Raw genomic sequence first — 23132 nt, forward strand, 5'->3', positions numbered from 1 at the left:
CGTCTCTTTTTTTGGTTTTAAATAGTTTTTTTACTAAAATATATGATTTTATATTAAAATGGATAATGTGAAAAAAACATAATTATAAGGGGAGAACAGCATGAGAGTAGTAAAACAACTAATGTTTATGACAGTTATCTTATCGAGCCTAGTAGCTTGCTCAAATGGCGGAGGTATGTTCGATTCAAAAGGTGATGGGGTTATAAATCCAACGAAGCTCGCTTCAACAGACGACGAAGTACAATTCGCATTAAATGAAGAAGGGCAATTACATCTTAATAGGTATGGGTTTTATCCCTTCGAATTTAATGATATTGCTAGCGGAGTAAACAATATCGCTTCAATAGAGGGAGAGTTAAGTGGCGTCCTAAGTCTAATAACAAAAGATAGTAAGGTTCTCTATGGAAAAGGAGCTATCTGGGAAGAGGAAGAAGTAGAAGATATTGTAAAAGTTGAACTAAGCGACTTAGGGGCAGATCTTTTAGATAAAAAGGGTAATGTTTATCACCGAAGAGATTTTTATGATTTAGATTTCTCTGATTCAAAAATGTACGAATCTAACCTTATCGATGATGCAAAAGATATTGAATATATAGGGGGACATCATTTAATTGTCTTAAATGATGGTAATGAGCTATATCAAACAATGTTCTATCCAAGGGAAGATGAAGAAGACCTGGAAAAGATTGTTGCGAAGCCTACCAAATTACCTTTTAAAGCTAATAGAATGGAATTCATTGAGGAACAAGGTACATTGTATGTAATTGCAGAGAGTGGGGACTTATATTCAATTAATGTATCTTCGTTCTACCCTGAAGATGAAGATGAAGTCCAAGAAGTTTCGTTTGAAGAAGATGACCTGAAAAAAATTGAGGGACTAAAAAATGTAACAAAAGTAACAGCTTTTAGCGATCATCATAAGTTGGAAGGTGCTTCGTTGGTTGTTGCTGATGAAAAATTATATTATCTCTATGAAAGAACAGATATCGTTTCAGAAATTAAGGTCGATGAAGGTGTGTCTGTAGCGGATGTGGATGCTAGCTATAGTTATATTGGAGTATTAGCTAAAGATGGCACTCTCTATGATGTAAATGATATAGGTCCTTTTCAAGATAGCCAAAATCTAGATACAAGTCTTCTTACTTTTACAAAGAGGGAAGCTTTAGATGTAGAATACGCTGACCGTATTGCATTCTTGAATGGTCAAAAGGAACAAGATTTAGAATATGTAAAGTCGTTTGTAGACTTAGATAATGCGAGTAATGCTGAGGAGTTCGCCGAGAAAAACTTTAATGAAGATGTGCGAGACTTGTTCATTAAGAAGGTTGACAGGTTCTCTTACGGTTTCACAGATGAAGAACTTAATTCTATGGAATTATATGAACAGAGCTTAATGGTTTACGAAAACATTTACAGAATGGATGCTAATGAAGATTACTTTGAAATTATCATCTCATACAAACCTAACAAAAATGGTTCCGAGCCTGAACTAGAAAACATTCAGATACTTAATATTGATGAGTGGGATTTGGAACAATGGTGAAAATAATAGATAGAGACCGACATATTATTGTAACGGGTTCCGTTACTTATCACAAACAATGAAAATGCAGACTAAAATGCGCCACAAATTGCATAGCAATCTGTGGCTTTTTTTTATTTGATATATAAGGATTCAAATAAAAATCGAAACAAAATTTGCAGGTGAATTTGCATTCGAATTTGTAGCCTTACAATAGACAGTGTATGTTAACAAATTGACCTGCATTTAACCCTTCAATTTGTTAAGAGTAATTTAGTGAATTAGGCAGGTTCTCGACGACTTTCCTGCAATAATATTGGGCTAATATGCTAAAATTGTAGTTAGATACAACTTAGGAGTAATCCAACAATCGGAGCGTTGATCTAAGAAGGATAACGCCTCTATTTGTTTCATACATAAGAATTGGTTTCTCGAATAACTTTATATGCAAAACCATTACTTGTATGTAAGAGAGGGGGAAGCAATGAAAAAGGTTGTTTCAATATTGGGTGGTTTAATTATAGGCTTAGCAATATCGTATTTTACATTGAGTGACGGCTGGACAATACATAATGGAAAAAATATTGAAGTTGTTACATTAGTTGCTAATGAAGATGTAGAAAATAGTAATAACATTACAATTAATTTTAGTAAAGATGTAGAGAAAAAATTCGTAAATGATATTCAAAATAAGTTGAAGTTATATGAAAAAGAAAGCAAAAACTTCTTTACACTACAAAATCAACATCAACTTGAGGTCAATCTTTATACTAAAGAAGAGTTCCGAAAAAATGAAGCAGACCGCATTGGAATTAGCTCCTATTATGATTTAAAAAAACAATCATTGAATCTTCCTGTTCCAAATGAGGCTATTTCTCGTGAATTACCTCATGAATATATGCACTTTCTATTTATTATGTACTTAAATGAGAAAGGGATTGAAGATTCAGAAATTCCTGTATGGTTTCACGAAGGGGTATCGGATTATTTTGCTTTAAAAGATAATTTTGATGTGGATTATGAAGGGTATAATCGGATATTTAAATTTAATCAATTAAATACGCATGATGAGTGGGATGATGCATATGGTAAGCCTGCGATAGATAGGTATCATCAAGCTTACTTAGGAGTAAGAATGTTGGTGGAATTAAAGAGTATTGGTGTCATTGAAGATATAGTATATGATGTTTCGGAAGGTAACTCCTTTTATAGTGCATTGGAAAACAAAACTAATCTTCCTATTGAGAAATTCGAAAAAAAACTTCAGGAGTACATCCGAAATGATTATCAATTAAAACATTAATTAATAACCGATAGTTATACTTGATCCTCCATAAAAGGGAGCTTTAATTGAATGAGCCTTTTGAATAAAATAAAAGTCGCATCCTGATCCGTTAAGGATTAAGATGCGACTTTTATTTTAGTAAAAACCTATGCAATACTTAATGCAATTATCTATCATTTACATAATCATTTTCTTACGCAAATTGATGTTTTGCGATAGGTAACGGATTGATTTAGTGGGGGTTAAGCGCTAAGGTCTTATTTTCCTTGTTCTTCGATATATTTTTTAATCACTTCAATTGTTGCGCCACCTGTTGTTATAACCATGTAGCTTCGGCTCCAAAAATAAGGTTTCCAATAATATTTAGAGAGTTCCTTCGGGAACTCTTTTCTAATGTATCTCGAAGTAACGGTCTTATAACTATTTATGGTATTCGCTAAATTAATTTGTGGAGGTGCGTCAAATAAAATATGAATATGATCCTCTTCTCCATTCATTTCAATGACTTCACAATTCCATCTATCAAATAAAGCTTTTGTTACTTCACGTAACCGATTCATGATTTCTTCTGATATGCATGGATGCCTATATTTTGTAACAACAACTAAATGATAAGTTAGCTTATATTGTGCATGTCTATTCTTGTTTATACTGTTCATACAAGACCCCCTAATGATTTACAACTGAATCTAGTTTTGATACTATAAAACTATCACACAAAGAAAATATTGGAAAGGGGGATTTGATTATGAAGGTTGCGAAATCAGTTGTACATAAGATTACAAACAACGCCAGCATCTTCGATGCGACGTTGGAAATCTACAACGAAGCATTAAGTTTTATCATCGAGGTCATTAACGAAGAGTTTAAGGATGTCGAAGACATATCTACAAAATCAATTGTACCAGCTGTTGAAAAACTCATTCACACAACCAAATCAAACCCCCTTCCAAAATATCGAGAATTTAATCAACGTTTTTATAAATTCCCATCCTATTTTCGGAGAAGTGCTATTGCTTCGGCTTTTGGTAAGGTAAAGAGCTTTCGCTCTAACTTACGAAACTGGGAGGAAGAGCGTAAGGTCGCACGTTCCGAAGGGAAGAAATTCAAGAAGAACTCTCCGCGCTTACAAATGCAACACAAGGAGTTTCCTGTTTTTTATAAAGATAATATGTTCAAACGCACAGGGGACACCTCTGCCCAAATCAAGGTACTTAAAGCAAATGATTGGGTTTGGATCGATATTCAGTTCAAAGAACAAGACCTCTATAAGCGCGGAATCTGGGATTGGAAAGAACATAATCCTAAGCTTGTTAAACGAGGAAAGAAGTTCTTTCTCTCGATCTCTTATGAAAATAAAGTAAAACTAAGCAAAACGAAAATACAGGAACAAAAGGTTTGTGCAGTAGATTTAGGACTAACGAACTCTGCTGTTTGTTCGGTTATGGATTCAAAAGGCACTATCTTAGGACGGAGTTTTATAAATCAACCTAAAGAAAAAGACCGATTGCATGCATTGACGAACAAACTCCGCAAAGTCCAACGAGAAAGTGGTTGGGTCAGTGCTCCAAACTATTGGCGACAAATAAATGGTTATCAAAAACACATTGTTAATAACACCAGCCATGAAATCGTAAAATTCGCTCACGAATATGATTGCGACGTTATCGTGTTTGAGTACCTGGGAATAATGAAAACCCCTAAGGGGTTCTATGGCGCAAAGAAGCTTCGCTCCAAACTACACAGTTGGCGCAAGACAGGCATTCAGAACAAAGTCGAGGAAATGGTACATTATTTAGGTATGCGAATTTCTCGAATAAATCCACGAAATACAAGTGCATTGGCATTTGATGGCTCTGGAAAGGTCGAACGTAACCATAAAAAAGACCTTGCCATATTCACTACTGGAAAAGTCTATCACGCTGATCTATCAGCTGCTTATAATATCGGTTCTCGTTATTTTATACGAAGTTTCCAAAAAACCACTTCTGAAAAGAAATGGTTGTCTCTTCAGGCAAAAGTTCCTGAACTGGCAAAAAGAACATCTCAAACTTTGTCTACATTAATTAACCTCCATCTGGCACAATAGTTCCCGAAGGGAATTAGACAGCGAGAAGTTGTGTTGTATTTTAGATAAGGGGATGCTCCATCAAAATCTATTTGATTTAGTTGGAGAGGTTCACAAATCATGAGATTGAATACAAAGTCCACGGTAATGATATACAGTTTGTAGAAATAGAACTAGATCCGTCCGAAGCTGTTCTTGCAGAAGCGGGCAGTATGATGATGATGGAAGATGGCATAGGGTTAGAAACAATATTCGGAGATGGATCTGAAGAAGGAAATAGCGGACTGATTGGGAAGCTTAAAAGCGCTGGTAAAAAAGTCCTTACAGGCGAAGGTTTGTTTATGACTGTCTATACAAATGAGAGTTCAGATATAAGAAAGGTAGCATTCGCTGCTCCATAGGAGGGTAAAGGGTTCATGCTCGGTAATGCGTTCGTTTCAATTGGTGGAGGCTGATTTCACAAGGACCGTTCTATAGTTATTATTTTCTAGTACGAAAAAGTGCTCAGAGTCCAAAGGATTCTGAGCACTTTTATATTTTGTTGCTATCTTTTTATGAACTCTTCTTAACCCTTCTGTTTATTGGCATCTACCATAAGAAGAATTGCTGTAAGGATATGCATGGTCATTCCTACAAATGGGATGACAGCGATAAACGATGTAACAATACCTAGAATACTTCCGTGTTTTGATGTACCTTCCTGTTTTGAAAGGATAAGTGTAACAATATGTAACCCCAAAGCTATGAGTAGTGGGATATAGAAGAACCCCATCACAAGCGTCCCACCAAGTATTGGGATTCCTAACAACGCTTCAAACCCTCCACTAATCCACTTAAATAATTTAGATTTGCTCAAAGAAACAACACCTCCTATTACAAGATATACCTACTCTAAAGCAAAACCTTTAAATTGGTGAAAAAGTAGAACGTTTTGTTCCTATCACTACGAGAAATATTCCATTTTATTTTGAAAGAGTCTTATTAAACGAAATGAAATGATTAAATGGAAGGCTTTGTAATGGGGGTGAAACTATGTGGTTAGATTTTTCTGCTCCAATGTTCTGGATAATCATCGCAGTGTTCTTCTTAGCGATTGAGCTAATGGGGGCTGGTGCACTGTTTGCGATTATCTTTGCAATCGGATCAGTCGCCGCTTCAATTGCAGCTTTCTTTATCGATGATGTAACCTGGCTAATTTTCATCGCAATAGTTGTATCGATTGTATCCGTATTTACTCTTAAACCAGCGTTAGAAAGAATGTTGAAAAAGAGTGAGGAAGAGAGACCTTCAGCTGTCGATGCAATCGTCGGTAAGAAAGGGACTGTAATTAAAGAAATATCAGGGCTCGATAAGGGATACGTCAAAATAAACAATGAAGAATGGTATGCAGCATCAATAGATGAGAGCGAAATTGAAGTGGGGAAGACAGTAGAGGTAGAGCGCATAGAAGGCGCTACGGTTTATGTTAGGGTTCCGAAAGAGAGAGGGGAATAATACATATGTTTGAAATATTTTTAATAGGTTTAGGTATTGTACTGTTTCTATTAGCTATTTCTTCTATTAAGATTGTTCGTCAATCAGAAGTAAAGATGGTAGAACGTCTTGGTAAATATCACAAAAAGATGGAAGCTGGCTTTAATTGGATGATTCCATTTTTCGATAAGGTTGCATACACAGTGGACCTTCGTACACAAAGACTAGATAGTGATCCGCAACCAGTAATCACTGCAGATAACGTTTCTATGATGATTGATACTGTTACTTTTTATAAAAGAACAGATCCTTTCAAAACTGTATATGAAATTGATGATCTGAATGGCGCAATACAAGCTATTACAAATACTACGTTGCGTGATGTAATCGGTTCATTAGAACTAGATAAGACGTTAGCTTCGAGAGATGATATTAATAAGCGTCTAAGAGCAGAATTGGACAATGCGACAGATTCTTGGGGTGTGAAGGTTGAACGTGTAGAAGTGAAAAACATCGACCCACCTACTGATGTACGTAATGCAATGGAAGCCCAAATGCGTGCTGAAAGAGAAAAACGTGCGAACATCCTGGAAGCAGAAGGTCGTAAGAAATCTCAAATTCTTGATTCTGAGGGAGCTAAACAATCTCAGATTAATGAAGCAGACGGTGAAGCACAAGCTATCGAATTGCTTGCTAAAGCAGAGAAAGAACGTATTACGATTATCTACGGAGCATTGAAAGACGCGAAACTAGATGAAGCGATCCTTAATCTTGAATCCATAAATGCAATGAAAGAAATCGCTAAGTCTGATAATAAGATGGTTGTCCCATATGACTCACAGAAAATCATGGGAGCAATTGCTTCTATTAAAGATATCTCAGGCGAAGTAACAGGAAGATAACTTAAGAGGTAACGAGGAGGTTCAAAATCCTTTCGTTACCTTTTTTCTATTGAGAGTATTAGAGTTATATGAAATGGACATCAATATAGACGACTTGAATTTTAGGAGGGTACGTTAATGGATATCCAAAAAGTTATGAAGAGAGAAACGTATGCTTTTAAGAGAAAAAGGCTTAAAAAAACCTATTGATATTAATGGTGGCTATTGCAAAGAGCATACTAAGATTATTGCTAAGAAAGTACCTAATGCGGTCATCATCAATATTGATCAAGTTTATTCAATTCCAGAACTCTATGCTATTAATCCTAAAAGGTTAAAGAATATCGGGAAATGGGACAGAGCCGCGATAAAAAAGCTTAACAATGGTTCTGATGCTATTCCAAAGGTTTTCGAGAAGTTATTGGTGACACCGTTTCATCAGTGGATTTACTTCGAAGGGAAACACTATGATGCGGAAGCGTTCGAAGGAGTAGAGAATTTCTTCGATTTACCGTATTTTAAAGATTATGTATTAGCTGAAAACGACCCTAAAAATATCCTTATAGAAAGAACGAATCAGAGGGAGTTAATGAATATTATGGGAAATGGAGCGGAAATGCTAATTCTCTAGTTGGGATTAGAAAGAACGGGCAGAGGGGTTCCCCCCTTGCCCGTTCTTATTTCTTATTCAATGTAAAAGTTTGTAAAAGAAGGTATTCTAAGGTTTCCATTACTAGTGCGATTGCGGTATTTAATGGTACATCTGAGCTTAGGTTCGAAGTATATCATGTCTGCTGTTTCTTCTTTCCTCAATGCCTGTTTGAAACTATTAATTACTTTCCTAGCATGTGGTGGGACGAATTCTGTGATCCCAACAAAACTCATCCCTTTGTCCGTTTCTTCGCCTAGTAACAACCCATAAGTCCCTTTCCGCTGTCCGATAATGTAAAAGACTTCTTCTGTATAGTTAACCGCTTTTTTCCAAGCATGTGATCGCTTATTGGTTTCATAAACTGAGTTTATGCGTTTCATAACAACACCTTCTAGGTCTAGTTGTTTACACATCTCAAACAATTCTATTGCCTTCCCCACCTGGAATCTTACTTTTATAATTCTCTCAGTATCCTCAGGTAGAATCTCATTTAATAGGTCTTTTCGTTTAATTAAAGGAAGGTTCATAACAGGTTTATTTTGATAATACAAAATATCAAACGGTACAAACGTAACCGGTTCGGTTTTCGCTTTGTATTCTATCTTTGCCTGATTCGTAACGTGAAATCTCGACATTAATGACTCGAAATCTGGGTGTCCATTAATATCCGTTTGTATGAGTTCTCCATCCAATATGGTTCCACTAGGGATTCCGCTCGTTATTACTTCAGGAAATCTTCGAGTAATATTATTGTTATGCCTGGTGTATAGGTTGATCTTGTTATTGATGTGAGAGTATAAAAACCTAATTCCATCAGCTTTGAGTTCTGTTATGTAATTTTCATCATTAAAAGGAGAGCTGGGTTGGAGGAGCATTGGCTTTATGAAAATGACAATCACCTTTTCGTTATTTTAGGTTTTGCTTATATCAACTTCTCGCAATCAGTCGCTTTCATTAATTATTACTCTATTCTCTTAAATTACACTAAGTAGTATAGGCACTTACTATATTATCAATACTTGAACAAAGAAGACTCTAGTAACCCTTTGATTGAAATGATGAATAATTTTCTTCGAGAGGCACATACTAAATTTAATGATTTTTTCCTAAAAAATGAAAAGGGGTGGACAGGTGGAAAGTATAGATTGGAACATTGCAATGTGCGCGGAAATAGGTAACAAATTCTCAAAAGAAGTTCGAGATGAAATACCAAGGCTGGTAGTACAAAAAGTTATGGAAGACCTAGAGCTACAAGGCGGATTTATGGAATATAAAGGGGTACATATGGGTTTTGTGCGAGATGATACTACCATCCTCATCACCTCAATTGAAGAGGTCTTTGAGCAACTTAGAATGAACGATATACAAATAAAGTTTACCCTTTCGGATGTGGAAAGGGGTAAGTGGTCACAAGGTGGACCTATATTCCGATAATCACATAGAATAATTGTATTAGTTATCAGGCGCTTAACCGGCGTCTTTTTTAGTTGAAAAAAATCGTTTTCTTTTCTTACGTGTTGCTGAGATGGTGATATAATCTTAAAAAATTTAGGAGGCAACAATTATGAAAGAAATGATTACAAAGATTAAGGCAATCTACCTCAACAAGCGATACGGTTTTAATGATGGAGGGACTATTGTAGTTGGTCACTATTACAAAAACCACCGTCCAGTAAAAGGTATGAGTGATACCGTATTCTGCGAAAGATCTGCGTTTGTAGAAAATTATGCTATGGAATGTGGAATTAATCGAGAAGATCAATTACACACGTTAGAAGGTATGCAAGTGGGAGTCGAATTCGAAAATGAAAATATCGAAGGCAAACAAGCTTTTATAAAATGTCTAACTAGACCTTATAAGATTTCTTTAAAATTAGGGAAACCTCAACATGAATTTGTCCTTGGAATGTTCGACTCGTTCGTTGATGAGGAGGACATTGTGTAACCAAAAAATGAAGTGTGAGCAACTGAGGTAAATAGTAATTCTACAACATTGAACAGGTTAGCCTTTAAACAAATAGACTATATATGATGGAGTGATATTGAATGAACACTAAATTTACGGACACAACATTTATTCAAGAGGATAACGATACGTTCCTTGAATATAAAGACCTGAATGAATTAAAAATTGACCAAGGAATTGAGTCAGTGGATTTCTTAGTTGGATACTTTCCTAAGTCCAGTAATGTTACTTATGAGGAGTTCGATAAATACAGAAAAGAATGTGCCTGGACTGTGACGTACATGGTACCAGATGGTTCTGTAGACTATCATCATCTTAAGCATTTCAGTAGTACACTAGAGTTGAAAAGAAAGTTAAAGAATATAATTGAGGAAGCAAGAGGAGAAGAATATGTAACTCTATTCCGTAACGATTCTTTGGTTTATCTGTAAGTTTACCTATCATAAAATACTAACTTTACTTAAGGAGTCGGTCGTTCAAATGAATATTCAGGATAAAAGCATATATGTAAAAACTTATTTTAGAATCCATACTGAATCATATAGAAGAGGAGAACTTGGTTGGGATAATCAAGAAGATCGAGAAGAATTTGATAATGAAGCAATCAAACAACTAAACCAACTTGGTTTCGAAATTGAGCAATCCCGCTTTTCCGGTTCTGCTAAAAGGGGCTTCCGTGGAGCGGAAGGACTGTACTTTCATCCAGACCAAGTTTCTGGATACATTAAGAAAGAAAGCGTTGAAGAGATTGAGGAAAACCTAAAAAAGAGCAATATCTTTCGCTTACGTACAATTGATACCTACGATGAAGTGATGAACTATACAGAAGAGGAGTTTAAGGAATTATTAAATGAGCGAAAATTAGATATCGAATTCAATATCCTTTCTAAGTTTAAAACTAAGAAAAGCAATCTGTACAAGCCGGACAGCGCTTTGTATTCTGTTAGAACAGGTATTAACTCTTTAGATGGAAAGTTAAAAGAGGTTGAACAAGATTTTATATATAATCTATTCTTAAAACTTGTCGAGAACGATAAGATTATCAGCTTCGATAAGTCTGGTCAGAAAATATATAGAACGAACCTCGAAAAGGGGAAAGTTCGGAAGTCCAACAAATTTGATAAAGCGTATCAAATAAAAGGGATGCAAGGTCATTTCCTACTGCATTCTAAAAAGGAATGTACATTTGATAATAGTAAGGTCGAAGTGGAGTACCTAATGTATGACAATAAGTGGAGACAAGATCTATGCTACATGGACAAACAATTGTATCAAGATCTTCGAATTCATTTATAAGAAGCGATTTGCTACTGAAGATTAAATCGAGCAAGAAGATTAGAATAAACCAAAACTCTAGAGGAGGAATAACAATGAAATTCGTCGTATACGGAACAATCTATAATGATTTTAACATCGAGGTAGAGGCTAAAACAGAAGATGAGGCAGTTATGAAGATAGAAAATATGAGTAATGAAGAGATTCTCAAAAAAGGAGAAGTTACACAAATTACCGGAGACACCTTAGAGGCTCTGCAGAAAGCGGATGAAGATAAGCCGAAGTCTGTAGTGGAAAAATAGAAAGGGAAAATGTTCGAAAGTCCAATGTATCAAGTTTTAAAGATTCATATATAAGAAGCGATATTTTAGTATATAGCCGGATTAACCATCTGGCTTTTTTATTTTGCTGTGAATAAGGAAGTTCTTTACTATAAAGTGAAGAAGCATCATAATTAGGGTGAAGGAGTGTTGAAAATGATGAAACCCATTATCCTTACCATGGTCGCTTTGGCATTGGTTCCGATCGCAATGTTTCTACCTCCAGAACAAAGCGGCACATACACAGGTTTAATGACGTCAGCGTTGCTTCTAATGTTAATCGGCGCACTTATTAGTATTAAGCATATCGTGGACTCATATAAGAAAAAGAATGAGAAACTTACTATAAGTATTTTCGTAAAGAGACATAGCCCAATATTGGTTATGATACTCGCACTTATAATTTTTGGCATAAAGATTATATTTGAAGAGGCATTATCGGAAAACCTTTCAGGTTCTCTCCACCTATTCGTACTAGCCCTATTGTTTTTAAGTATTGGGTTAAGAAAAATGGGAGAGCAAAAGCGATAGACATTCTAAATTAAAAAACCTGTACACCGTTGAGTTATCTTTAGGTGGTACAGGTTTTGTTTATGATAAAGGCTGTGTTAGAAATCCAAAAGCTTTAAGCTACCTAAAAGGGGCGAGATATTAAAGAAGACTCTACGCACTTTGCGTAAAGTCTTCATTCGTCTTTAATATGGAACATCGATATATTCAGAGTTCTCGCTTACCGTGGATACCTTCTCTATCTTAGAGGGGATCTCACTGTCACTCCATTTTTGGAAGTAGTGTATTAAATCCTTAGTATCCTCAAAATCAGATCGTGAAAGTTGTGGGTACTGGTGCTTCTTACGGAAGATGTATATCTTATCTAGAGTAGCGTATATCTGATTGTCTCGCTGAGAGCCTAACTCTTTGATTGTGTCCGAATCACCATTGTTAGCAGCCTGTAATAAGGCTTGTCTGTATTTCTCGTATAACTCTGATAAGCGTTCGACGTCCTTTTGATTCAACTCTTTAATCTTTTGAATATAGTCTCCAGCAGCCATCGAAAATAAGCTTGATTCGTAATCGTTTTCCGTATAGGTGTAGGAAGAGTTTGCGTAATTATGTTGAATCCCCTTCACTATATATCCGCCTAAGTTTTTGATGTTGTTGTCGCCTTCTGTCATTCTGAGAGCATATGTAAGATTCTCCTCCAAATAATTCGGGTGATAATCTTTTACAAAGCTAGCAGCTGTCGTGCGTTTAATGCCGTATTTCATTAATCGATTCAGCAGGTTTCTTACATCAAAATCAACCGCTTCTTTTGTTTGGAACTTCCTGATGTTTTTCTCATTTCGGTAGATGTAAAAGATGTAAGAGTCGATCTTGCGCCCAACTTTTTTATAAGGCTCGTACTCGAAATAGACATCTGTTTTCTCTTTTAACTCTTTCCTCGCTCTTTCCAAAACAACTCGCTTCAAGTTCTTCGTTTCTGTAAGCTTGTCATCAGGGATATTCAATAAACGACGAAGCTCTGAAATGCGAATGATTCGCTTTTTCTGAAGAGGCTGTTTCTCCTTGAGGATTTCGTACATCCTCCATGAGTAGTCTGATCTCAACTGAAGAACGTTAAATAACTGGTATTTTGTAAATGAGGTCAGTTTCACAAGATGTTCTGCTAACGCATCAGAAAGCTTGATGCGAACTAAACCTTCACCTTTGAGGTATGTGGCTTGTTGGATCCAATTTATTTTATCGACTACTAGTAATTTTCCTTTGGGGCTTATTTTTTCGAGAACGAGGACCTTGCTTTGCAAGTTATCTACTGTCTTTTCGACACGGTCATAAAAGCTCTTTTCGGTAATCCCCACTAATTCTGCTAGTTCTCTGATGGGAAGTATGTATGTTTTCATCTCTTCATCTTCAGGCTGGACCAAGCTAATTAGAGAAAAAATAATTCTTCGCTCCGTAAGTGTCAAATCTTGTCTTGAGTTTATTAACTCGTTCGACTGGTTCACGACATAGTGCGGCTTGATCTCAGCTAATTCAGAGTCGAATGTTAATTGCTCTTGTTCAGTTTCTGTCGACATAGTGACACCCTTTCGTGAGAGATTCTACGTCAAATATAGTACAAAGAATGCTAGAAATCTAGACAATTTTTTCACCTCAAAACCCCTTAAGAAAAGGTTACCTAGAAGGGGTGAAGGGTAAAGATTAGGGACACTCAAAAGGGGTCTTGCAGATGGTGATGTAAAGGGATTTGTTTGCTATTAGCTACCTAAAAGGGGTGAAGAGGAAACTTAAAGGTTACTCAAAAGGGGTCAAAAAATTTTTTCTCGTATCGTTTCTGAAACTAAAGGCTACCTAAAGAGGGTAGAGACTTGGCTTCGATAGAGAATAGGTACCTAGAACAATATAGAAAGGTTACCTAAAGAGGGTCATGCCCAATAAAAAGCTTATCAAAAGGTAGAAAGCAGGGTCTTATAACCTTTCATTTATCGAATACCCCTTTTAGGTAGCCTATCACTATGGAAAAAATGGTTCAAAATAGACAGACCCTCCTTTTGTACACCTTTCACCCCGTTTAACTACACCCTTCACCCTTTATGACTAACCTTTTACCCTGTCTGAGTAGCGTATCACCCTCTTTAAGTAGCCATTAACCCTTTATACGTAGCTTTAAAACGCTCAAACCCTATCCATATCAATATATTTTCAAGCCTTAAACAAAGAAACACTGAAAGCAATAGAAACATATGTAACATGTAAACAGAGAGGAAGGGTTTATACTAGACCCTTTTTAGGTAGCTTATAGATGAGAGTTGAGTTCCAATACAAAATAGACAGTTCATAATAAACAAACCCCTTTGAGGTAGCCGAAGATACTGAGGTGTATTAATGATTATGGCAGTTACAACTATAAGGCTAGCCTTTATCTGCTATTGGTTGCCCTATGGTTTCATAAATTTAAATAATAAATAGAATTTCTCCCTCAAATTAAACCCTTGTGCTAGTATTTTAAAAATTATTGATCAGTGGAGAGGGGAGAGTATTAATGTTAAATCAATTGATTATTAGAGAAGGTAAAGAGTTAAATATAGGAGACGTTGTACATATATATTACAATCTGCATAAAGGTGGATATTCGATAAGAAAAAATGGGATTGTGGTTGCGTACGCTAAAGATGTACCCATACAGCTTAAAGATGCTGAGTTCCGTGTTCAACAAAAGCCGAGGTTGGAAATCATTAAAAAGCAACGTAAGGGCGTATGTGCCTATGTTAAAGGAACCTTTGTTGGGTGTGAGAAGGTAAATCCAGAGGATATGAGAGAAATATATTTTAACCCATATACAACAGAGCAGTTTTTACTTACAGATACCCAGGAACAAATTCTAGAAGCCAATTGGGTTCACTTTGAAAATAAGAGAGCGTACACAAGAAGATAGGTTCCTTACTCAGCAAATCATGCTGAGTTTTTTTATTTGGTAGCTTTGTTAAGAAAAAGCATGAGCCCATCATTGCTTTCCTACAGAATGTTTTGTTTACTGTATAAAAAGTAAGGGGGCTTTAACTTATGATTTGGGGTTTCTTTTTTATCGCTATGATTACCGTAAGTATTATTTGGTTGCGCAAGGATATTTCTAGCAAAAGGAATAAACAGCGGAACCGTCACTATTCGGTTAATCTAGAGAAAATGCCAATCGGCAATACGAACAAGTCGGTAGGACCGCACAACAGCTCTAACAGAAGGGGTTCGTACAATACAAATAGGTCTCATCAGCAACCTTATGAACAGAACTTAAATCACTTCTCATCTTGGGATAGCGAACATAACGAAACTGACAATCGACAAACAAGTTCTGGCTGGGGAGGAAGTTCTGGAGGAGCGGGAGCAAGTCGTTCTTTCGATTACTCATCAAGTGATTCATCTTCATCTTTTAGTGGTGGAGGTAGTAGTGGTGGAAGTTCTGATTCCGGTGGCGGAGGAATGGATTAATAAATGGAGGGTGATAGACCATGAGAAAAAAAGAAAGAATTGCACCGTTTCTAAAAGTTATTGAGCAGATCTGGGAACTGCAACCCGATACTCGATTCAATCAATTAGTACATAACTTGAAAATGGATTTCTATAATAAAAAAGGACTTGGCACTCCAAAGAAGACTTATGCATACAATGAGTTGTTGCATGAGTATGAGCAAACAGGGACGTATATCGACCTATACCATGTCGAGGACGAAGTCTTTTTCGAATTTCTAGAAGATACTTTGAGGCTTTTGCAAGATCCAGAGGAAAGAGAACGTCTTAGAATGCAGAGAATAGAAGCCTACAGAGAAGACTACGGTAGCATGGGTAAAGTCGTTAGAGCTGTGTTAGAAGGAGCAAACCCAATGCACGAAAGAAATGTTGTTAAAGATTACAAAGATCTAAAGAAAATCATTGATGATAAGAATGATTAGTGAGTAGTTGCGAGGAGATAATTTTGTGATATATCGCTTATACCCATAAGGGGGAATAAGCGAGGTGAGTAGATGGGGAAAAAGAAGAATTGTAAATATATATGCAGTGTTTGTGGACAAGATAAAAAAAGAAAGAGTTTTGAAGCTCTCGGTCAAAAGTACAAGAAAAAGGGTAAGAATAGAAGAAAAGGCATTTGTAGAGAATGCCATGCTAAAGGTGCTGAAGGAGCGAATAATTTAAACCAGGTTCGCTCCAATAGAAGTAAGCATTGGAAACAAAACAAAAGGGAAGTTAAGTAACTGCCCCATACTGTTCTTTTTAAATAAGCAGAGCTTTGCTCTGCTTATTTATATTAGTGAGAGTTTCTTAAAGAAATGTATGAGCGAGTCAACATCCCTTTTTGTCGTATCTTCATTTATCAGAAATGCGCCCATTTCTACACATTTGCAGTAATCACCGTCTCCATAATACTCATCCATGATCATTACTTCTAGCTGCAGGTTTTGAGAAATGGGTAGTAAGTGAACATCTGTAGAAGAGGATACCGGAAAGTCTAATGGGCGCCTCTCCATCGACTCCTTGATGTAAGTATTAAGTATGTCTAAAACCTCTTCAGCTTCGTCATCAGAATACATGCTTTTGAAGTTGGGAAATGATCTTCTAAAATAGAGACTAAGCTCGTCAGTTAATACGGTTCTCTCACGTCTTACGATGTTGGTAGTAGATGCCATCATTCCTGCACTTTCGGCTTCTTTTATCACCGTAAAGTCAGTCTTTTTTACCCTCATAGAAAAGTCCTCCTCCCATTAGCTTGAATCAAAATGATTTCTTTTTATGTTTCTTTTTGTTGAGTGGATTAGTCTTTCTCTTAGAAATCTTCTTCTTTGTTTTGGTCTCTTCTTCTGTATGATCCTTAACCATTTTGGGTGTTAGCTTACCTTTGTGAGTTAAAAAGGATATGTCCCAAGGCGTCTTAATATCATCAACAGACATATGAAGTGCGTGAGCAAGAGATTCCTTATTTAATTTTTCTTTAGTTGTGTATCTCTTTCTCATAATAGCGAATTCGCCATTAGGTAACTCATATACATATTCGTCAGTCCCCATCTTATCTAAGATATGTTCTGCATCTTCTTTGAACATCTTTACCTTCTCTTGCAGCTCTTGAATGATTTCTTTGTGTTTGTACATTTCTGATAGAGATTCTTGTAACGAAGCTTCGTGTTTGCTGTAATCTGGAATAATAGAATCCTTGAGGTTTTGAGTTTCTTGTTCTTGAATTTTTTCAGGTGCTAGTACCGACATCTTGAAACACTCCCTGTTTCCTGTAATTTGAATTGATATATTGGCGTCTTATGTATGGCGAGCGATTGTTAATTATTGAAAACAATATGTTAAAAAGAATTATATCATAGCAAAAGCAAGCAATTAAACTAATAATTTAATAAAACATATATTTTAATAATATTAATAAATGGTAAGGGTTGTACCAAGGCATTTTTTTAGAATTTATGTTGACTTGGGAGAAAGTCATTCTAAAATAGAAAAAACCTTGGAGGGAATAACATGACAATCCAACAGAAATTCAATAACATGATAACTGGTTTGGAATTGGTCAAAATGGGCGGATTTGAAGTTGTTGAAAGAAGAGATATGAATGTCGTGGCAAGAGTAAACGGTGTAGATGGAGTAGTATTATTAAAGGGTGAATCACTATATAATTCCAAAGTGGATGATCTTCTATATGTGTTAGAAGGCATAGGGGAATTCAACGGAAATAACCTTATCCAGTATCTAAGATCAAAGAACAGAAAATGATACCTCAAAGGATCGATTTCGCAATCGGTCTTTTTTTCGTGAAATGAGTATTCTATTTCTTACAAAAAGGAAGAAAGGAGAGGAGGTTTTGTCATGTACATATTATTTGCTTGGTGGTTAATTGTATTAGGTACTATTTACTTCTTGTATAAGAAAAAAGGGGAAGAAGAGAGATTCCTATATATCAAGTTATTCGGATATTATCTATTAGGTTCGTTCACCCTAACGCTTAATGTGGTTTATATACCTTTAGGTTTTTTAATCTCTCTACTATTAAAACCTAAGACGAATAAGAAGGTTAAGCGAATAGCGGCTGCGGTCGGACTAGTAAACTTTATTTTGGGGTGGCTACTTTAAAATACGCTTTAAAGGACTTGAAAAAGTTGATATAAGAAAAAGCTATGTCAAAACGTATTGTAGTAGTGGATTTCTATTAATTTGTAACTTTTTCAGTTTCATCTCGTTATATTTAATGGGAGGGTTATACATATGAAATTAAAACTACTCTATCTGATGCTTGGGTTATTGGTTGTCCTGACTGCTTGTAATACTGGCGGTGGCAGCTCTACTGAAAATGAACTAGTAAAGCTTGAAGAAAAATATCCAGAAGTGAAAACTGAATTAGAAAAACTCCCAGAGGAATTTAGGAATGAGATAACAGTTCCAAACATGGAAGTGATACCTCTTGATATATTAAAAGTTGAAGCGGTGACAGAAACGAAACTGGAACCTAACGGTGTTGACTTTTATTATGCAGAAGAAGAGAGACGTCTAAATTTATATATTAAAGACCAAAAAGGAATAGACGTATCTTTCCGGGAAGATTCGAATCTGGAACTCGATAACGAAATTAAAGCATTATACAGTGAAGGTGGGGGGATATCGAGACTGATGTGGTTGAGCGAAAATAAAAACGCTTTATATTCGATACAAAGCGTCGTCCCAGCTGAGCAAGATTCTCCTTTTAAACAGGAAGATATGGTGAAGATCGCTAACTCCATCATTCAGCAAAGAAACTAGTATTATATTTGTCTAAGGGTCGGGAACTGTTCCTAAATGGATACGTTCCCGATTCTTTTTTACAACAGTAGAGAACAGGATTCAGTCAAAGATTTTCCTGAGGTAAGATATCAATAGAGTTGTTAAACTGAGATAAGAAAAAAGTAACAGTACGTTACTTTTTTTCATCTTCATAACGAAGAGTTAAAGCATCTGCGTAGATAGTACCTACTGTTTCGGATTCCTCTGTTCCTAACTTAGCATAGTGGGAGAGGTAGACGGAAGTGTTCGCTTCAATCACATGCAATCCAGTCTCGGTTCTAAATATATCAACAGTACAAAATTTCAGCCCTAAAGCATTGGCAGCATTCACAGCAAGCTCTTCTATAGCTTTTAGATCCTCAACATTTATATCATTTACTATTTTTGCTCCGCCATTTCCTGATAAGTTATGCCTCCAAGAGCCGTACTTTTCTTTTGCAAAAGTTAGTCTCGGTTCCCCATTCAATACCGTAGTGCGGTACTCAAAAGGGGACTCTAAGTAAGGGGAAATGACTACTTTCTTTTCTAAAGCGTAAAAGTCATTCAAACATTCAGTGAGTTGTTCCATAGTTTTGATCCTATGTACATTCGAACCACCTCCGCCGTTATCAGGCTTTATGACTACATCTTTATATCGCTCGAAATATTGATTAGCTACATCATATGAAGATTCTGCAGTACGATTAGAAGTGGGGTTGGGAAGAAAGATGTGTTCGACCGCTGGTATATCCATTGAGTATAGAATAGAGTAGCACTGTGATTTGGACTTCGTTACCTTGAATGAAGAGGTTCTATTCAGACCTGGATCAACATCCTGCATGATAAAGGATGTTTTTCCTTTTTGGACCCGATAAACGTAATCAGGAATAACTGAGTAGAAACTAAAACCTCGTTTGAGAGAATGCTTCTGTATGAGAGAAAGAAACGGTCTACTTGTCAAAAGAACACCTCCTAGGCGCTCCTTTTTTAAGTGAAACAATGGAGTAAGTCAATGTTTTGCTACAAACTGCTCTGGAGTAAGTATTAATATATATAAAGGGGCGATAATGAGAGTAAAAGTTTAGGAGGGGAAACGGATGGGGAAAAAAGATGATTTTTTAATGAAAGAGATTAAGGACATGGCGTATAGACTTCAGACCCACGTAGATTCTGGCAGGGAGTACACATTTGAGTGGGGAGGAATCCAATTCACTTTTCTAAAAAATCGTATGATCGTCGTAGATACGCCAAACCATAAAGATATGGGTTTTGTTACAGCTAAAGGTGCTGCCGAATTTGTATTACTAAATGGTGTGAGGGACGTAATGGGGGTTAAATCGTAATCAGATTTAATTTCAAAAAAGTGTAATAAAACGGTCAGAGACTAATGTCTTTGACCGTTTTTTATATGACGTCTTTAATTTTTAACTTTGCTTTTATGCTATCTCATGCGTTCGAAGCATCTTTATAGCGAAAATGTTCTTTGATTGTCTCCAGCATTTCTTCGTAGTGCTTATCAAATCTAGGCTTCATATGATTTCGGTTCGCACTTGAAGTGTGAGGGAAGTTTTTAAGTATGGTTTGGTTAGAGAGGTAACCCTTCTCTTCTAAATAGGAAACGGCTTGGTTAGCAGCTCCACCTAGAGGAATAACTAATGGGTTTTGCATAGTATTTATTTCTCTAGGCAAGTGACTTACCACTTGATCCAATAAAAAGTCTTTATTAATAACATCTGTCTGTCTGCCGTTATAGTCTTCTCTTTTATCTTTTTTGTAATAGAAAACTGGATAAGGGAGAACTGATGTCGTGTGGACTAAGTCACAATGTTCATCAAAAAGGTCATTGGTTGTAGAAATGCCTAATTTTGTATGTAAACCTAATTCGTTTAACAGTTCTACTAAGGCTTTTCTCATTTGTCCCTCAAAACTAGATTGATTTTTAATTTCTTGTAGCATTTCTTCATCACTAAGGGATGCAGCCTTTAAAGAGGATAACGTTTCGTAGGTTTTTATCATTTGGCTTAATCCAGGAGTGATGCCAACAATCACAACTTTTGCTTTCTTGTTGAGGTGTTCGAATGGAGCATAGTATACTTTTATTTTTTGATCATCACTTTGTTTCATTAGAAATTTATCAGTTAATATAGTTTCCTTAGATACCTTATCTAAAGATAGAATTTCATTTTTATATGAAGAAAAATTTGAGTAACCTACAATAGCCAAGATATCATCTCCCATAAAGTTATTATGATATTATTTTACACCATAAAAAGAAAAGACACATTCATTAAGAATGTGTCTTTCATCGTTTCGATAGTTCTTAGTTAAATTGGAACCATCCCAACCCATCAGCATAATACCAATTCTGCCATTTCTGAGTTAGAGTTAACGTTCCTGTATCTTCCGTCTTTGAAGGAGTTTCCTTGAACGGAGTTTCATAGAACTCAATCTTAGTGTCAACGTCATAACTAGCAGTCATGTCTTCGACAAAATGGAATCCTGTCTCGTCACCAGGGATGAATAGGTCCCCTTTCCAAGTTTGGATTTTGTACCATACATCACCATTGTCTTTAATGACTAGATCTTTTAGATTAAGATCCTGCGCTGCAACGCCTCCGTTTGCATTAGGGGAGGAAGTATCTGCAGTATCGTATAGTTGATTGTAAACAAAGTTGTGAACCTGAGAAGCGTCTTGATTAAACCAAACATCGCTACCGTTAATGTCAGTCAAGTACCAGTTACCAATTTGCCCTTTAACAGTGACTTGTTGGTCTTTTTTCAGTACATCACCGCTCTTGTCAGAGTGATGGAAAGGACTAACATGACCAAAGCTATCTCTAGTAAGAGTTAATACTTGTTCATCTGTAATGATGTCGCCTTCGATAGCATTATCTCCATTGATCCATTTAGTATGACCAGGAGCAGTAATTACTTTATACCAACCATCTTTCTTTTCAACGTACTCATAAACTGTTTTCTTAGCATTGTCATTGAAAGTAGGGTTGTCATACATATTAGCATCATCGAATACTGTTACTAGGTTTGGTTCTGGAGTCGGCTCAGGAGCGGGTTCCGGTGTAGGTTCTGGTGTTGGCTCGGCATTTCCTTCAACTTTATAAACACGGTCGTATGTTGTTGCTAGAACACCACCATCTTTTAGAATTATGGGTTCCAATTCACTCCCACTTCCACTAGAAATATATCGTGCTAGCGGAAGTTCTTTACTGTAAACGACTCTGTTGAGATTCTGAGTAGAGTACGGTTTCAATACTGTTAAATGAATTTTCCCACCTACATTTTCATAAAGGACAATGTTACCATCTTTATCAATAATAGGAGATGAAACAAAATGGTTAGGGTACTCCCATTTTATATTACCATCACGTTTAAAGCTTACTAGCGAGTTGGGTTCTTTAGAAACAACAAGAACAGTGTCTTCACCTACGTTATATGTTGGTTCTAAGGTAGATTGTCCACCGGAGTCATTTTGAAAGATGTCCAATACATTTTTTTCTTTACCATCCCAGATTTTCAACAAGTAAGAGGACATCGCTACTTCGTTATTGGGTAATAAAGTATACCTTCCTCGGAATCCATTAGAATCAGTAGGTTTATCTTTTTCTTCGATTCGGTTATCTGCATTAAAGCCGAAGGTTTGTAGTCCACCTCCGTATTTGTAGATTGTTCCATTTGAACTTACTTGGAGGCTTTTAATATTGAAGGGGGACGAGGTGGGGCTGCTGACCTTATCTAATATGTGTCCACTTTTCGGATCAATAACTATTATTCCATAACCATTCAAAGCCAATAGGTTACCTTTATCATCTAGAATCGGACTGCCTACATATCCATGGGCATAAGACGATACATTATATTTATAATCTTCTTTCCAGATAATTTCTTTACCGTCAGTCAAACTGACTTTGTAAAGTTCACCAGAAGCGTTATAAATAAGACCATCTTCTTGAACTAACATGCCCTTAATAGAGTCTTCAGATTTTACTTGCCAGTTAATCTTTCCATTAGGGTCTAAAGAATACAAATCACGATTATTAGTTGATACGTATATGTTACCGTCTCCATCTATCACAGGATTAACTGAAATAGTGTCATCTTCTAGCTTTAACAATTCAATTGGTTCCCCCGTTAATGCCGTTGAGTAAGCGGAGTTTTTAGACCAACTCGCTGTAGTTGGATGGGGAGAAACTTCTAAATAGGACCCTTCTAAATGAGGACCGCTTATAGAAAAGGCTTCCGCTCCTTTGATTCCTGTTCCCATAATCATACTCATTAATAACATGAGCGATAAAAACACTTTTGCAAACTTTGCTGTCATAATGATTCCTCCGTTGTTAGTTATTATGCTGTATTCTTAATCAACACGAAAACCATTTTACAATTTA

29 protein-coding genes and 1 pseudogene are annotated in these 23132 nt (G+C 36.2%); 21 read left to right on the forward strand and 9 right to left on the reverse strand.

Annotated features, from left to right (window positions below):
• The first annotated feature begins 100 nt into the window (after positions 1-100).
• Both ACXAEY_RS24165 and ACXAEY_RS24170 read left to right on the forward strand, forming a co-directional pair.
• A complete protein-coding gene (locus tag ACXAEY_RS24165) occupies positions 101-1543 on the forward strand; it encodes a hypothetical protein (RefSeq protein WP_474815942.1) in 1443 nt (480 codons plus the stop codon).
• A 463-nt stretch (positions 1544-2006) separates the two neighbouring features.
• On the forward strand, positions 2007-2825 hold the full coding sequence (locus tag ACXAEY_RS24170) for a hypothetical protein (protein ID WP_474815943.1): 819 nt from the start codon (positions 2007-2009) through the stop codon (positions 2823-2825).
• 239 nt (positions 2826-3064) lie between these two features.
• On the opposite strand, the gene tnpA is transcribed toward ACXAEY_RS24170, so the two are convergent.
• Positions 3065-3466, reverse strand: coding sequence for an IS200/IS605 family transposase (gene tnpA / locus ACXAEY_RS24175; RefSeq protein ID WP_474815944.1), 402 nt, complete (start codon positions 3464-3466; stop codon positions 3065-3067).
• Positions 3467-3555: 89 nt separating this feature from the next.
• On the opposite strand from tnpA, the gene ACXAEY_RS24180 reads away from it, so the two are divergent.
• Both ACXAEY_RS24180 and ACXAEY_RS24185 read left to right on the forward strand, forming a co-directional pair.
• Positions 3556-4896 carry an RNA-guided endonuclease TnpB family protein gene (locus ACXAEY_RS24180; RefSeq protein WP_474815946.1) on the forward strand — a complete coding sequence of 447 codons (1341 nt, stop codon included), beginning with the start codon at positions 3556-3558 and terminating at the stop codon, positions 4894-4896.
• Positions 4897-4976: 80 nt separating this feature from the next.
• A pseudogene (locus ACXAEY_RS24185) lies at positions 4977-5273 on the forward strand (AIM24 family protein); the annotation flags it as partial.
• A 167-nt stretch (positions 5274-5440) separates the two neighbouring features.
• Here ACXAEY_RS24185 and ACXAEY_RS24190 read toward each other — a convergent pair.
• Positions 5441-5731: a hypothetical protein gene (locus ACXAEY_RS24190; RefSeq protein WP_474815947.1), complete on the reverse strand. Its 291-nt coding sequence runs from the start codon at positions 5729-5731 to the stop codon at positions 5441-5443.
• Positions 5732-5907: 176 nt separating this feature from the next.
• Here ACXAEY_RS24190 and ACXAEY_RS24195 point away from each other — a divergent pair, with 176 nt between their 5' ends.
• The 3 genes from ACXAEY_RS24195 (at position 5908) to ACXAEY_RS24205 (ending at position 7860) form a co-directional block, all read left to right on the forward strand.
• Positions 5908-6369 (forward strand): NfeD family protein, encoded by a 462-nt coding sequence (locus ACXAEY_RS24195; RefSeq protein WP_474815948.1) that lies wholly within the window; start codon positions 5908-5910, stop codon positions 6367-6369.
• Positions 6370-6374: 5 nt separating this feature from the next.
• On the forward strand, positions 6375-7250 hold the full coding sequence (locus ACXAEY_RS24200) for an SPFH domain-containing protein (RefSeq protein ID WP_474815950.1): 876 nt from the start codon (positions 6375-6377) through the stop codon (positions 7248-7250).
• Between the two features lie 151 nt (positions 7251-7401).
• Complete coding sequence (locus ACXAEY_RS24205) at positions 7402-7860, forward strand: hypothetical protein (protein WP_474815952.1); 459 nt, start codon at positions 7402-7404, stop codon at positions 7858-7860.
• Between the two features lie 53 nt (positions 7861-7913).
• On the opposite strand, the gene ACXAEY_RS24210 is transcribed toward ACXAEY_RS24205, so the two are convergent.
• The gene (locus ACXAEY_RS24210; protein ID WP_474816529.1) at positions 7914-8756 is read right to left on the reverse strand and encodes an ATP-dependent DNA ligase; all 843 of its coding nucleotides are present in this window, start codon (positions 8754-8756) and stop codon (positions 7914-7916) included.
• A gap of 256 nt (positions 8757-9012) precedes the next feature.
• On the opposite strand from ACXAEY_RS24210, the gene ACXAEY_RS24215 reads away from it, so the two are divergent.
• The 6 genes from ACXAEY_RS24215 (at position 9013) to ACXAEY_RS24240 (ending at position 11973) form a co-directional block, all read left to right on the forward strand.
• A complete protein-coding gene (locus tag ACXAEY_RS24215) occupies positions 9013-9315 on the forward strand; it encodes a hypothetical protein (protein ID WP_474815954.1) in 303 nt (100 codons plus the stop codon).
• Between the two features lie 130 nt (positions 9316-9445).
• Entirely contained in the window at positions 9446-9826 is a 381-nt protein-coding gene (locus ACXAEY_RS24220; protein ID WP_474815956.1) for a hypothetical protein, read from the forward strand.
• Between the two features lie 101 nt (positions 9827-9927).
• Positions 9928-10278: a hypothetical protein gene (locus tag ACXAEY_RS24225; protein ID WP_474815957.1), complete on the forward strand. Its 351-nt coding sequence runs from the start codon at positions 9928-9930 to the stop codon at positions 10276-10278.
• 49 nt (positions 10279-10327) lie between these two features.
• Positions 10328-11143 carry a hypothetical protein gene (locus ACXAEY_RS24230; RefSeq protein WP_474815958.1) on the forward strand — a complete coding sequence of 272 codons (816 nt, stop codon included), beginning with the start codon at positions 10328-10330 and terminating at the stop codon, positions 11141-11143.
• 74 nt (positions 11144-11217) lie between these two features.
• Positions 11218-11424: a hypothetical protein gene (locus ACXAEY_RS24235; RefSeq protein WP_474815960.1), complete on the forward strand. Its 207-nt coding sequence runs from the start codon at positions 11218-11220 to the stop codon at positions 11422-11424.
• Positions 11425-11598: 174 nt separating this feature from the next.
• Positions 11599-11973: a hypothetical protein gene (locus ACXAEY_RS24240; protein WP_474815962.1), complete on the forward strand. Its 375-nt coding sequence runs from the start codon at positions 11599-11601 to the stop codon at positions 11971-11973.
• Positions 11974-12137: 164 nt separating this feature from the next.
• Here the strand turns inward: ACXAEY_RS24240 and ACXAEY_RS24245 are convergent, their stop codons facing one another.
• Positions 12138-13520 (reverse strand): replication initiation protein, encoded by a 1383-nt coding sequence (locus ACXAEY_RS24245; RefSeq protein ID WP_474815964.1) that lies wholly within the window; start codon positions 13518-13520, stop codon positions 12138-12140.
• Between the two features lie 965 nt (positions 13521-14485).
• Here ACXAEY_RS24245 and ACXAEY_RS24250 point away from each other — a divergent pair.
• The 4 genes from ACXAEY_RS24250 (at position 14486) to ACXAEY_RS24265 (ending at position 16190) form a co-directional block, all read left to right on the forward strand.
• Positions 14486-14878, forward strand: a complete 393-nt coding sequence (locus ACXAEY_RS24250; RefSeq protein WP_474815965.1) for a hypothetical protein — start codon at positions 14486-14488, stop codon at positions 14876-14878.
• Between the two features lie 128 nt (positions 14879-15006).
• A complete protein-coding gene (locus ACXAEY_RS24255) occupies positions 15007-15429 on the forward strand; it encodes a hypothetical protein (protein ID WP_474815967.1) in 423 nt (140 codons plus the stop codon).
• Between the two features lie 20 nt (positions 15430-15449).
• Positions 15450-15890 (forward strand): hypothetical protein, encoded by a 441-nt coding sequence (locus tag ACXAEY_RS24260; RefSeq protein WP_474815968.1) that lies wholly within the window; start codon positions 15450-15452, stop codon positions 15888-15890.
• A 72-nt stretch (positions 15891-15962) separates the two neighbouring features.
• Positions 15963-16190, forward strand: a complete 228-nt coding sequence (locus tag ACXAEY_RS24265) for a hypothetical protein (protein WP_474815970.1) — start codon at positions 15963-15965, stop codon at positions 16188-16190.
• Positions 16191-16238: 48 nt separating this feature from the next.
• On the opposite strand, the gene ACXAEY_RS24270 is transcribed toward ACXAEY_RS24265, so the two are convergent.
• Positions 16239-16679, reverse strand: a complete 441-nt coding sequence (locus tag ACXAEY_RS24270) for a hypothetical protein (RefSeq protein WP_474815972.1) — start codon at positions 16677-16679, stop codon at positions 16239-16241.
• A gap of 28 nt (positions 16680-16707) precedes the next feature.
• Entirely contained in the window at positions 16708-17196 is a 489-nt protein-coding gene (locus ACXAEY_RS24275; RefSeq protein ID WP_474815973.1) for a hypothetical protein, read from the reverse strand.
• A gap of 261 nt (positions 17197-17457) precedes the next feature.
• Here ACXAEY_RS24275 and ACXAEY_RS24280 point away from each other — a divergent pair, with 261 nt between their 5' ends.
• The 3 genes from ACXAEY_RS24280 (at position 17458) to ACXAEY_RS24290 (ending at position 18729) form a co-directional block, all read left to right on the forward strand.
• Positions 17458-17709 carry a hypothetical protein gene (locus tag ACXAEY_RS24280; protein ID WP_474815974.1) on the forward strand — a complete coding sequence of 84 codons (252 nt, stop codon included), beginning with the start codon at positions 17458-17460 and terminating at the stop codon, positions 17707-17709.
• A gap of 93 nt (positions 17710-17802) precedes the next feature.
• Positions 17803-18066 (forward strand): hypothetical protein, encoded by a 264-nt coding sequence (locus tag ACXAEY_RS24285; protein ID WP_474815976.1) that lies wholly within the window; start codon positions 17803-17805, stop codon positions 18064-18066.
• 132 nt (positions 18067-18198) lie between these two features.
• Positions 18199-18729 (forward strand): hypothetical protein, encoded by a 531-nt coding sequence (locus ACXAEY_RS24290; RefSeq protein ID WP_474815978.1) that lies wholly within the window; start codon positions 18199-18201, stop codon positions 18727-18729.
• Between the two features lie 154 nt (positions 18730-18883).
• On the opposite strand, the gene ACXAEY_RS24295 is transcribed toward ACXAEY_RS24290, so the two are convergent.
• The gene (locus ACXAEY_RS24295) at positions 18884-19690 is read right to left on the reverse strand and encodes an ATP-grasp domain-containing protein (RefSeq protein WP_474815980.1); all 807 of its coding nucleotides are present in this window, start codon (positions 19688-19690) and stop codon (positions 18884-18886) included.
• A 136-nt stretch (positions 19691-19826) separates the two neighbouring features.
• On the opposite strand from ACXAEY_RS24295, the gene ACXAEY_RS24300 reads away from it, so the two are divergent.
• Positions 19827-20072: a hypothetical protein gene (locus tag ACXAEY_RS24300; protein ID WP_474815982.1), complete on the forward strand. Its 246-nt coding sequence runs from the start codon at positions 19827-19829 to the stop codon at positions 20070-20072.
• Between the two features lie 103 nt (positions 20073-20175).
• Here ACXAEY_RS24300 and ACXAEY_RS24305 read toward each other — a convergent pair whose 3' ends face one another.
• Positions 20176-20952 (reverse strand): uracil-DNA glycosylase family protein, encoded by a 777-nt coding sequence (locus ACXAEY_RS24305; protein WP_474815985.1) that lies wholly within the window; start codon positions 20950-20952, stop codon positions 20176-20178.
• Positions 20953-21049: 97 nt separating this feature from the next.
• The gene (locus ACXAEY_RS24310) at positions 21050-23065 is read right to left on the reverse strand and encodes an outer membrane protein assembly factor BamB family protein (protein ID WP_474815987.1); all 2016 of its coding nucleotides are present in this window, start codon (positions 23063-23065) and stop codon (positions 21050-21052) included.
• Positions 23066-23132 lie beyond the last annotated feature (67 nt).

Source organism: Anaerobacillus sp. ABA4_114, from assembly GCF_056159065.1.

Coding starts and splice junctions, on each gene's coding strand:
- ACXAEY_RS24250 (WP_474815965.1), top strand. CDS start 14,486: ATGTTAAATCAATTGATTATTAGAGAAGGTAAAGAGTTAAATATAGGA.
- ACXAEY_RS24195 (WP_474815948.1), top strand. CDS start 5,908: ATGTGGTTAGATTTTTCTGCTCCAATGTTCTGGATAATCATCGCAGTG.
- ACXAEY_RS24300 (WP_474815982.1), top strand. CDS start 19,827: ATGGGGAAAAAAGATGATTTTTTAATGAAAGAGATTAAGGACATGGCG.
- ACXAEY_RS24255 (WP_474815967.1), top strand. CDS start 15,007: ATGATTTGGGGTTTCTTTTTTATCGCTATGATTACCGTAAGTATTATT.
- ACXAEY_RS24270 (WP_474815972.1), bottom strand. CDS start 16,679: ATGAGGGTAAAAAAGACTGACTTTACGGTGATAAAAGAAGCCGAAAGT.
- ACXAEY_RS24210 (WP_474816529.1), bottom strand. CDS start 8,756: ATGCTCCTCCAACCCAGCTCTCCTTTTAATGATGAAAATTACATAACA.
- ACXAEY_RS24290 (WP_474815978.1), top strand. CDS start 18,199: ATGAAATTAAAACTACTCTATCTGATGCTTGGGTTATTGGTTGTCCTG.
- tnpA (WP_474815944.1), bottom strand. CDS start 3,466: ATGAACAGTATAAACAAGAATAGACATGCACAATATAAGCTAACTTAT.
- ACXAEY_RS24245 (WP_474815964.1), bottom strand. CDS start 13,520: ATGTCGACAGAAACTGAACAAGAGCAATTAACATTCGACTCTGAATTA.
- ACXAEY_RS24230 (WP_474815958.1), top strand. CDS start 10,328: ATGAATATTCAGGATAAAAGCATATATGTAAAAACTTATTTTAGAATC.
- ACXAEY_RS24235 (WP_474815960.1), top strand. CDS start 11,218: ATGAAATTCGTCGTATACGGAACAATCTATAATGATTTTAACATCGAG.
- ACXAEY_RS24280 (WP_474815974.1), top strand. CDS start 17,458: ATGACAATCCAACAGAAATTCAATAACATGATAACTGGTTTGGAATTG.
- ACXAEY_RS24205 (WP_474815952.1), top strand. CDS start 7,402: ATGCTTTTAAGAGAAAAAGGCTTAAAAAAACCTATTGATATTAATGGT.
- ACXAEY_RS24220 (WP_474815956.1), top strand. CDS start 9,446: ATGAAAGAAATGATTACAAAGATTAAGGCAATCTACCTCAACAAGCGA.
- ACXAEY_RS24180 (WP_474815946.1), top strand. CDS start 3,556: ATGAAGGTTGCGAAATCAGTTGTACATAAGATTACAAACAACGCCAGC.
- ACXAEY_RS24265 (WP_474815970.1), top strand. CDS start 15,963: ATGGGGAAAAAGAAGAATTGTAAATATATATGCAGTGTTTGTGGACAA.
- ACXAEY_RS24170 (WP_474815943.1), top strand. CDS start 2,007: ATGAAAAAGGTTGTTTCAATATTGGGTGGTTTAATTATAGGCTTAGCA.
- ACXAEY_RS24310 (WP_474815987.1), bottom strand. CDS start 23,065: ATGACAGCAAAGTTTGCAAAAGTGTTTTTATCGCTCATGTTATTAATG.
- ACXAEY_RS24275 (WP_474815973.1), bottom strand. CDS start 17,196: ATGTCGGTACTAGCACCTGAAAAAATTCAAGAACAAGAAACTCAAAAC.
- ACXAEY_RS24260 (WP_474815968.1), top strand. CDS start 15,450: ATGAGAAAAAAAGAAAGAATTGCACCGTTTCTAAAAGTTATTGAGCAG.
- ACXAEY_RS24285 (WP_474815976.1), top strand. CDS start 17,803: ATGTACATATTATTTGCTTGGTGGTTAATTGTATTAGGTACTATTTAC.
- ACXAEY_RS24165 (WP_474815942.1), top strand. CDS start 101: ATGAGAGTAGTAAAACAACTAATGTTTATGACAGTTATCTTATCGAGC.
- ACXAEY_RS24225 (WP_474815957.1), top strand. CDS start 9,928: ATGAACACTAAATTTACGGACACAACATTTATTCAAGAGGATAACGAT.
- ACXAEY_RS24240 (WP_474815962.1), top strand. CDS start 11,599: ATGATGAAACCCATTATCCTTACCATGGTCGCTTTGGCATTGGTTCCG.
- ACXAEY_RS24200 (WP_474815950.1), top strand. CDS start 6,375: ATGTTTGAAATATTTTTAATAGGTTTAGGTATTGTACTGTTTCTATTA.